Source organism: Ferrovibrio sp. (genome assembly GCF_017994015.1).
In the GTDB taxonomy this organism is placed as follows: Bacteria; Pseudomonadota; Alphaproteobacteria; order Ferrovibrionales; family Ferrovibrionaceae; genus Ferrovibrio.
In genome coordinates this window covers 1-7,785 of sequence record NZ_JAGOLP010000095.1, presented here as the reverse complement: position 1 = coordinate 7,785, position 7,785 = coordinate 1, and the positions used below count along the sequence as shown (strand labels likewise).

Genomic DNA, 7,785 nt, shown 5'->3' with positions numbered 1-7,785 from the left:
TTGGGGCGGCCCGCTTTCCGCATGACTTTCCGGATAGCGTCTCGCTGGCGGTTATACTATAGACTGACTGGCCTGTCCCCCCATTCCAGCCGCATTGTACAATTGCCATGACCCAAGCCGAGCCAACCACCCTGCCTGTGATTCCTGACGAATTATGGAACCTGATGGCGGAGATCGGACCACGCTGGGGCGCCGATACCGGCGGCAATGTGCGCCGCATGATCGATGAATTCTCCAAGCTGCTGGCAGCAGCGCCCAAACATGCCGCACGGGTGGAAGCGGATATCGCCTATGGCCCGCATCCGCGCCAGCGCTTTGATGTTTTTCATCCGCTGGCGCCCTATGCCGGTCTGCCGGATGGCGCGCCGCGCCCGGCCTTGCTGTTTGTGCATGGCGGCGCCTTTGTTGAAGGGCATCGCAACCGCAGCAGTGAAATCTATGCCAACGTGCTGCATTTCTTCGCCCGCCATGGCGTGCTGGGTATCAACATCGGCTATCGCCTGGCCGATGATTCGGCCTATCCCGAAGCCAGCCGCGATGTGGCCAGCATGGTAGCCTGGACCCACGACAATGCGGAGACACTCGGCATTGATCGCGAACGGATTTTCCTGATGGGGCATTCTGCCGGCGGCGCGCATGTTGGCAGTTATGCCTATGACAAACGCCTACAACCGGCCTCTGGCCCCGGCCTGGCCGGACTGATTGTGATCAGCGGCCGCGTGCGCGCTGACAATCTGCCGGAAAACCCCAATGCCCGCCGGGTGGAAACCTATTATGGCGCCGATGCCAGCCGCTACGACGATGTGTCGCCGGTGACGCATGTTGGCCCGGATAGCATCCCCACCTTTGTCGGCTTTGCCGAATTCGAGAATCCCCTGATTGATCTGTATTGCCTGGAACTGGCGCATCGGCTGGCGCTGGCCAAACGCAAGGCGCCACCGGTGATGCGGCTGAAACGCCATAACCACACGTCAATCATCGGCCATTTCAACACGGCCGAAAGCGCGCTGGGCGATGCCATCCTGGATTTTATGCGTGATCCGCTGCGCGCCTGATCGCACGCCTCAAGCAGCGCGAGAAGCCAATCCGCGATTGATCTCGCGCGCGATGCCCCAGCCGCGATAGATAAAAGCCGAATAGAGATCAATGCAGGCAGCGCCGGCATCCAGCATGCTCGCCGCCTGTGCGGCGGTGAATACGCCGCCATTGCCCTTCACATCCAGCCGCCCGGCGGCAAAGCCCACAGCGCGCTTCAGATTGGTCAATGCCGCATCACGGATCGGCGCGCCATGCAATGTGCCACGACCGGTACCAAGGCCCGGCTCCACCACCGGCCGACCACCACCGATCTTGATACCGCTCACACCACCGGCAATGCAGGTTTCAATCAGCCGCGACAGCAATTCATCCGATGGCGCCACATCATTCGGCACCCGCACCGTGGCTGGTTTGCGGCGCTTCCCGATCATGCCCAATATCTGTTCCAGCAGGCCGATGGCATCAAAATGCTCACCCGGCCCCAGCACATTAGGGCACATCAGGCTGATCTCGACCGCATCGATATACGGCTCGACCTCAAAAAAGCCGCGCGCAATTTCCTCGGCCGAGAAGCCGCCGATATTACACAGGATCGGTATGGTGCGGCGGCGGTCAAAAGCCTTCAATCGCTCGACCGCATAGGCCCGCCCCTTGCTGGGCACCCCCATGGAGTCAACCAGCGCTTCCTCAGCAGGGTGGCGCACCAGACGCGGAAACGGATTGCCGAAACGCGGCTCTGGCATCACCGAGCCAACGGTGAGGAAACCAAAGCCAAGCTGCGACAGCGCATCCAGCAGATCACAGTTTTTGTCAAAACCGGCAGCCAGCCCAATCGGATTGGCTAAAGTCACGCCGGCATATTGCGCCGGGCGCGCTTTTGCCTGCTGCAAGCCGGAGAGCGCGCCAAGCACCTGCCAGGGTAGAGCCCAGCGCAGCGCAGTTTGTGCCAGGTCATGCGCCCGGTCAGGCGTAAGCTGAAACAGGAGTGGCCGCAGCAGGCTATAGAGCGACATGGCTTGGCCTCCTGGCCTACATTGACTCGCGGCTGCCACCATTGCCGGCGCCGATCATGTGGCTAGGCACAATCAGGCGCTCAGCCAGTTCAACCAGGAAGAACATGCCGATACCAAGAATGGTGAGGCCGAACAAAACCGCGAAAAGCAGCGGTGTGTCCATGCTGCCATTAGCCACCATGAGCTGATAACCCAGGCCGGCATTGCCGCCGACAAATTCACCCACAACGGCACCAACCACCGCCAGGGTGATGGAGATTTTCAGGCCGCCAAAAATCGATGGCAGCGCATTGGGCAGCCGAATCTTGAAAAAGGTATCAAACACCCCCAAGCCCATCGAGCGCGCCAGATAGATCTTCTCTTTCTCAATCGAGGTCAGCCCCATCACGGTGTTGATGACAATCGGGAAAAAGGCAATCAGAAAGGCGATCAGCACCTTGGGCAGCAAGCCGAAGCCGAACCAGACAATCAGCAGCGGCGCCACCGCCACTTTCGGCATTGCCTGCGAGGCGATCAGGATCGGATAGATCGACCGCGAGAAAATCGGCCACAGAAAAATCGCCAATGCCAGCGGTATGCCAACCACGATGCTGAGCAGATAGCCCAGTGCAATCTCAAGCGCCGTGACCATCCCTTCCCGCAGGATCAATTCCATGTTGCCGCCCAGGGCATCAATCACAATGGTGGGCTTAGGCAACAAGAAAATCGGGATATCGAAGGCCAGCGTCAGCACCTCCCATATCACCAGCAGAATTACGACCACCGAAACCGGATAAACAATCGACGATATGCGCTCGCGTCGCTCAAAAGCCTTGCGACGGCGCAATACCTCCGCTTCCACATCCTGTGTCATCTTACCACCCCTTCTGCAACTATCATAAACCGGCGCCCAGGCAACACGGCGCCATCCGCAATGCTCACTCGCGCAGCACACCGCGTGCCAGGAACATCTCCAGGATTTCCCGGCTGTAGCGGCTGAATTTTGGATTCTCGCGGTCCACCAGGCGGCGCGGGCGCGGCAGATCGATATCGATAACGCGGTCTATCTTACCTGGGCGCGGCGTCATCACGATCACGCGGTCAGACAGGAAAACCGCCTCTGCCACACTATGCGTGATCAGCAGCACCGATATTTCATGTTCCTTGCAGAGCTTCTGCATGTCGAGAATCATCTGGTCGCGGGTCAACGCATCCAGCGCGCCAAATGGTTCGTCCATCAGCAGATGTTTGGGCTGATGCACCAGCGCACGGCAGATGGAAACACGCTGGCGCATGCCGCCGGAAAGTTCGTGCGGATACTTGTTCTCGAAACCATCCAGGCCCACCGAACGCAGCAGCGCCATGGCACGATGCTCGGCTTCCTTGCGCTCGATCTTGTGCGCCTCGGCCTGCAACATGATATTGCCCAGCACGGTGCGCCATTCCAGCAGCACATGGCTCTGAAACACAATGCCGATATCGGTGCGGGGCGCCGTCACCAGCTTGCCTTCAGCAAAGATGGCGCCGGTGGAAGGTGCCGACAGGCCGGCGGCAATCATCAGCAGCGTGCTTTTGCCGCAGCCGCTGGGACCGACAATCGAGAGAAACTCACCGCGTCGCTGTTTGATTGAAACTTCATCCAGCGCCCGCACGGTTCCCGTCGGCGTATTATAGACCTTGGTGATCTGGTCGATATTCAAACACGGGACGCCACCATCATCCTGCGTTGCTGCAACTTGCGTCATCCTGAACTCCGAGAGGCTATGTGTGATCCGCCCGTTCACCGCAAAGCTGCGGTGAACGGGACAGTATCACATCACTGCGCCGAACCTGACCTTGGCTTAGTTCTGCGGCGGAATGAATTCGGCCTCAGTGGGCACAAATTCATTGGTGTAGATTTGCGCCGTGGTCAGATGGCCGGTCATGCCACCGAAATTTTTCGCTGTTTCGATGGTCGCCGCCCAATCCTGCTCAGACATCCAGCCGAGCGGCTTGTTGGCGGTGTTGGGTGTAACCCAGTTGGTCCAGGAAATGGCCATTTCGCGCTTGGATATGGCCGGCACCGCATTCGGCTGAAACTTCTTGATGATATCGGTGGTTTCATCCGGATTGGCACGGGCATAAAGGAAGCCGCGCAGGCTGGCGCGCACAAAATCCTTCACCACCTGCGGATTGGCCTTCACATAATCGCTATGCGCGATAATGCCATTGCTGACCGCCGTGATTCCGCAATCAGCATACCAGAAGATGCTGGCTTCCTTGTTGGCGCGCACTTCCACGGTGGGAACCATGCCCTGGGCAAAACCAGCCACGCCATTGAGCTGGCCGGCAACCAGCGAGGCGACATAGCCGGCCGGATCGATATTCACCACCTTGATCTTGCTGCTATCAAGCTTGCAGCCGCCAACAAAGGCCGGCCATTGCTGGAACTGCGCCGCACCGGTGGCGATGCCGATGGTTTTGCCTTCCAGATCCTTGGGCGAATTGATCCCTGAATCCTTCAACACAATCACTGCGGTGGGATTGCGGCGGAAGATGCCGGCCACCACCTTCACATCCATACCCTTGGAAATGCCGTTGGTGACAACGAAACCATCCGAGAAACCAAAATCGGCTACCTTGCTGGCAATCAGCTGGGCGGTGCTGCCCGAGCCCTTGCCCTGCTCGATGCTGACATCGAGGCCGGCTTCCTTGTAGAAGCCCTTCTCGCGCGCCACGACGAAGCCGCTATTCGGACCATTCAGAATCCAGTCCAGCAGCATCTTGACCGGGCGCGGCTCGGCCGCATGCGCCGGCAGCACCACAAAACCGGTCGCCACAGCTACCATTGCCGCGGCCAGCAGGCGGCGACGCGATGAATACTTGGAGAGTTGTTCCATGTGATTTCCTTCCGTTTATACCGCGCCTGGCTTTGCAAAATGCAGACCATGATCTGCATCACATCACCTTGAAGCGCTTCGCCACCCCAACGGAATCTGCTTGCGAATGATTGCCGCCAGCAGCACCGAGTTTTTCTTACTTTACTAACTCGTCAGTTTTTATAGATACAAAAAACGCATACGCAAAGCGGTTTCTTGTCACTTACAAAATTTACAACCAACGCAACCAGCAACAATCCGCATCCTATTTTTTGAGCATGAAAGCAGCCGTTATTGCGTCATCAGCCCTAAATTTGACCGCCGCGCAGCAAGCACATCCGCAGCGCTTGGCTGGATACGCGTTTGGGGCGCACATGAATCCAGCCAAGCACCACAGCGTCACTCAATCCTTTTCCGCCAAATGCGCACCACGGCGCTCATAGAGCTGTTCATCGGCATAGCCCATGGTTTCCGGCTTGGCGCGGCCCAGCATGACCTGAAAATACACGCGCTCCAGGCTGTTATTCTCATAGCCATGGATCACACCCGGCGGGCAGGAAATACAATCCCATTTGCCAAGCCGCTTGGTCAGCCGGCGGCCATCTTCATCCTCAACAAACACATCCAGAAAGCCATCAAGCACAAAGAACACTTCTTCAACTTCGTGCGTATGCGCCGCATTGCCCTGGCCGGGTTCGACATACATGATCGACAGCGTCATGTTGCGGGCCGGGATCACCGTGGGATCGTTATGCTTGCCGGAGCCGCCGGCACCGATGAAACGATGCTGTGCGCGCTTGAAGCCCTCGATCTTGGCATCCTCGAAGGCCGCCCAATCCGCCCGCTTGCTGCGGAACTCGCCAACATGGCTGGCAAGGATTTCCTCCAGCGACTTGTCTTCAAGTTCCTTCGGACGCTTATGACGAGCAACACCCATGAATTTCTCCTTTTCACTCCAGTTAATGTGAACGTCAGTTCAGCGACGCCAGCGCCGCTGCGTAAAACCGCGTATCGATATACTTTTCGGCCGGCGGCGCCTGGCCGCCCCATTGCCCCTCCACATCGGCGCGCAAAGCCAGCACATTGCTCAACCCGTCGATATCGATTGCCGCATCGCGCGCCAGGCCACCCTCGGCACTGGCGATGGCAAAGGCCTCTGCCGCCACATCGGCTGCCAAGCGCAGCCGTTCGGCCAGCAAGGCAATAGCGGCGGCCCGATTGGCTGGCGTCAGCGCCCAGCGCAGCCCGCGCAGATAGGCGCGGATATAGCTGGTGAGTGCAGCCTGGTTTTGCTGCGCCCAGGGCCGCATCACAAAGCCGGCAGTGGAAAGATATGGCCCGATTTCGTCGGTTGCTTCGCAAACCAGGCGCAAGCCGGCGCGCTGCGCCAGGATGCGGAAAGGCAGGTTCATGATCGAAGCCTTGGCTGCCTTATCCTCACGCATCCGCGCCAGACGGAACGGCGTCGCCCCCACCGGCTGGGCAATGTAATCGCCACGCTCCAGGCCATGCTTCTGCATGATCTTGTAAAGCGCCAGGGCAAAGGCGGTGTTCGGCGCATCCACCAGCACTGTCTGTCCGCGCAACGCTTCGAAACTGGCAATATCAGGCTGAAACAGCAGGGCATTGAAGCCGCTATCACCACCCAGCACTACCGCTACGTCCTGCTGCGCCAATTCCACCATGGCAATGGCATTATCCACCGCCGTATGCGCGATATCGTATTCACCGGCAGCCAGGCCATTCCGCAGGATGGTGGAATCCGGCGTGAAACTGAGAGTTATATCCAGGCCTTCGGCAACGAAATAGCCCTGCGCCTGGGCGGCGAAAATCGCCAGGTTCTGCACCCCTTCAAAAACCACCACTTTTAATGACTGCATTGCCGCCCCTCCTGTTTCAGGCCCGGCACTAGGCTGTCAGCCGAATGCCGGTAAATTTGATCTGCGACAATTCCTCAATGGCATACCGCACACCTTCGCGGCCGACGCCGCTCTGCTTCACGCCACCAAAGGGATACATATCGAGCCGGAAACGGCTGGCTTCATTGACCCAGAGCGAGCCGACTTCAAATTCTTCAGAGAAACGAAAGGCATGCGCCAGATTGTTGGTGAATACCGCCCCCTGTAGGCCAAAGGGCGAATCATTCGCCAGAGCAATGGCCTGATCGATGCCATCAAACGGCACGATCGCCACCACCGGGCCAAATGCCTCCTCGCGCCACAAGCGTGCTTCTGCCGGCACATTCAGCAGAATGGCCGGTGAAAGCAAAGCGCCTTCCCGCCTTGGCGCCAGCAGCAATTCAGCGCCATGCACCACCGCATCCTGCACCATTGCCGACACCCGATCCGCCGCCGCAAAGCTCACCATCGGGCCGATATCGGTTGCGGCATCGGCCACCGGGCCAACCCGCAGGCCGGCCACAGCTTCAACAAATAGTGGCGTAAATGCTGCCAGCACAGCACGATCCACCAGCACCCGCTGGGCCGAAATACATTGCTGGCCGCTGGCTTCAAAACCGGCACGCGCAATCTTTGCCGCCGCTGCCGACAGATCGGCATCGGCCAACACAATATTGGCGGCATTTGAGCCAAGCTCAGCCAGAAATTTCTTCGCGCCAGCAGCCCGTGCCAGAGCCTCGCCGGCTGCTGTGCCACCGGTGAATGACACCGCCCGCACATCGGGATGCGCCGACACAGCCAGGGCGGCAGCACGATCGCCGGTCACCACATTGAACAAGCCATCAGGCCAGCCGGCAGCCTGAAACAGCTCGGCCAGGCGCAGAGCCGTGCGGGTGCCCGCCGGCGCCGGCTTGTCCACGACGGCATTACCGGCAGCGATGGCTGGCGCCACCTTCTGCACCAGCAGATTCACCGGCGCATTGAACGGCGTGATTGCCG

General features: G+C 59.2%; 8 protein-coding genes. 1 reads left to right on the top strand and 7 read right to left on the bottom strand.

Annotated features, from left to right (window positions below; genetic code table 11):
* Window positions 1-107: 107 nt before the first annotated feature.
* Window positions 108-1,055, top strand: coding sequence for an alpha/beta hydrolase (locus tag KBB36_RS20255; RefSeq protein ID WP_290985476.1), 948 nt, complete (start codon window positions 108-110; stop codon window positions 1,053-1,055).
* A gap of 9 nt (window positions 1,056-1,064) precedes the next feature.
* Here the strand turns inward: KBB36_RS20255 and KBB36_RS20250 are convergent, their stop codons facing one another.
* The 7 genes from KBB36_RS20250 to KBB36_RS20220 all read right to left on the bottom strand — a co-directional run.
* Window positions 1,065-2,051 (bottom strand): hypothetical protein, encoded by a 987-nt coding sequence (locus KBB36_RS20250; protein WP_290985473.1) that lies wholly within the window; start codon window positions 2,049-2,051, stop codon window positions 1,065-1,067.
* Between the two features lie 16 nt (window positions 2,052-2,067).
* The gene (locus KBB36_RS20245; RefSeq protein ID WP_290985470.1) at window positions 2,068-2,904 is read right to left on the bottom strand and encodes an ABC transporter permease; all 837 of its coding nucleotides are present in this window, start codon (window positions 2,902-2,904) and stop codon (window positions 2,068-2,070) included.
* A gap of 64 nt (window positions 2,905-2,968) precedes the next feature.
* Complete coding sequence (locus KBB36_RS20240) at window positions 2,969-3,775, bottom strand: ABC transporter ATP-binding protein (protein ID WP_290985468.1); 807 nt, start codon at window positions 3,773-3,775, stop codon at window positions 2,969-2,971.
* Window positions 3,776-3,871: 96 nt separating this feature from the next.
* Window positions 3,872-4,909: an ABC transporter substrate-binding protein gene (locus tag KBB36_RS20235; RefSeq protein WP_290985465.1), complete on the bottom strand. Its 1,038-nt coding sequence runs from the start codon at window positions 4,907-4,909 to the stop codon at window positions 3,872-3,874.
* Between the two features lie 382 nt (window positions 4,910-5,291).
* Entirely contained in the window at window positions 5,292-5,825 is a 534-nt protein-coding gene (locus tag KBB36_RS20230) for a cupin domain-containing protein (RefSeq protein WP_290985462.1), read from the bottom strand.
* A gap of 34 nt (window positions 5,826-5,859) precedes the next feature.
* Window positions 5,860-6,768: an ABC transporter substrate-binding protein gene (locus KBB36_RS20225; protein WP_290985460.1), complete on the bottom strand. Its 909-nt coding sequence runs from the start codon at window positions 6,766-6,768 to the stop codon at window positions 5,860-5,862.
* 28 nt (window positions 6,769-6,796) lie between these two features.
* The coding region (locus KBB36_RS20220; RefSeq protein WP_290985458.1) for an aldehyde dehydrogenase family protein at window positions 6,797-7,785 on the bottom strand (989 nt) is incomplete at its 5' end.

Coding starts and splice junctions, on each gene's coding strand:
- KBB36_RS20225 (WP_290985460.1), bottom strand. CDS start 6,768: ATGCAGTCATTAAAAGTGGTGGTTTTTGAAGGGGTGCAGAACCTGGCG.
- KBB36_RS20240 (WP_290985468.1), bottom strand. CDS start 3,775: ATGACGCAAGTTGCAGCAACGCAGGATGATGGTGGCGTCCCGTGTTTG.
- KBB36_RS20250 (WP_290985473.1), bottom strand. CDS start 2,051: ATGTCGCTCTATAGCCTGCTGCGGCCACTCCTGTTTCAGCTTACGCCT.
- KBB36_RS20235 (WP_290985465.1), bottom strand. CDS start 4,909: ATGGAACAACTCTCCAAGTATTCATCGCGTCGCCGCCTGCTGGCCGCG.
- KBB36_RS20245 (WP_290985470.1), bottom strand. CDS start 2,904: ATGACACAGGATGTGGAAGCGGAGGTATTGCGCCGTCGCAAGGCTTTT.
- KBB36_RS20230 (WP_290985462.1), bottom strand. CDS start 5,825: ATGGGTGTTGCTCGTCATAAGCGTCCGAAGGAACTTGAAGACAAGTCG.
- KBB36_RS20255 (WP_290985476.1), top strand. CDS start 108: ATGACCCAAGCCGAGCCAACCACCCTGCCTGTGATTCCTGACGAATTA.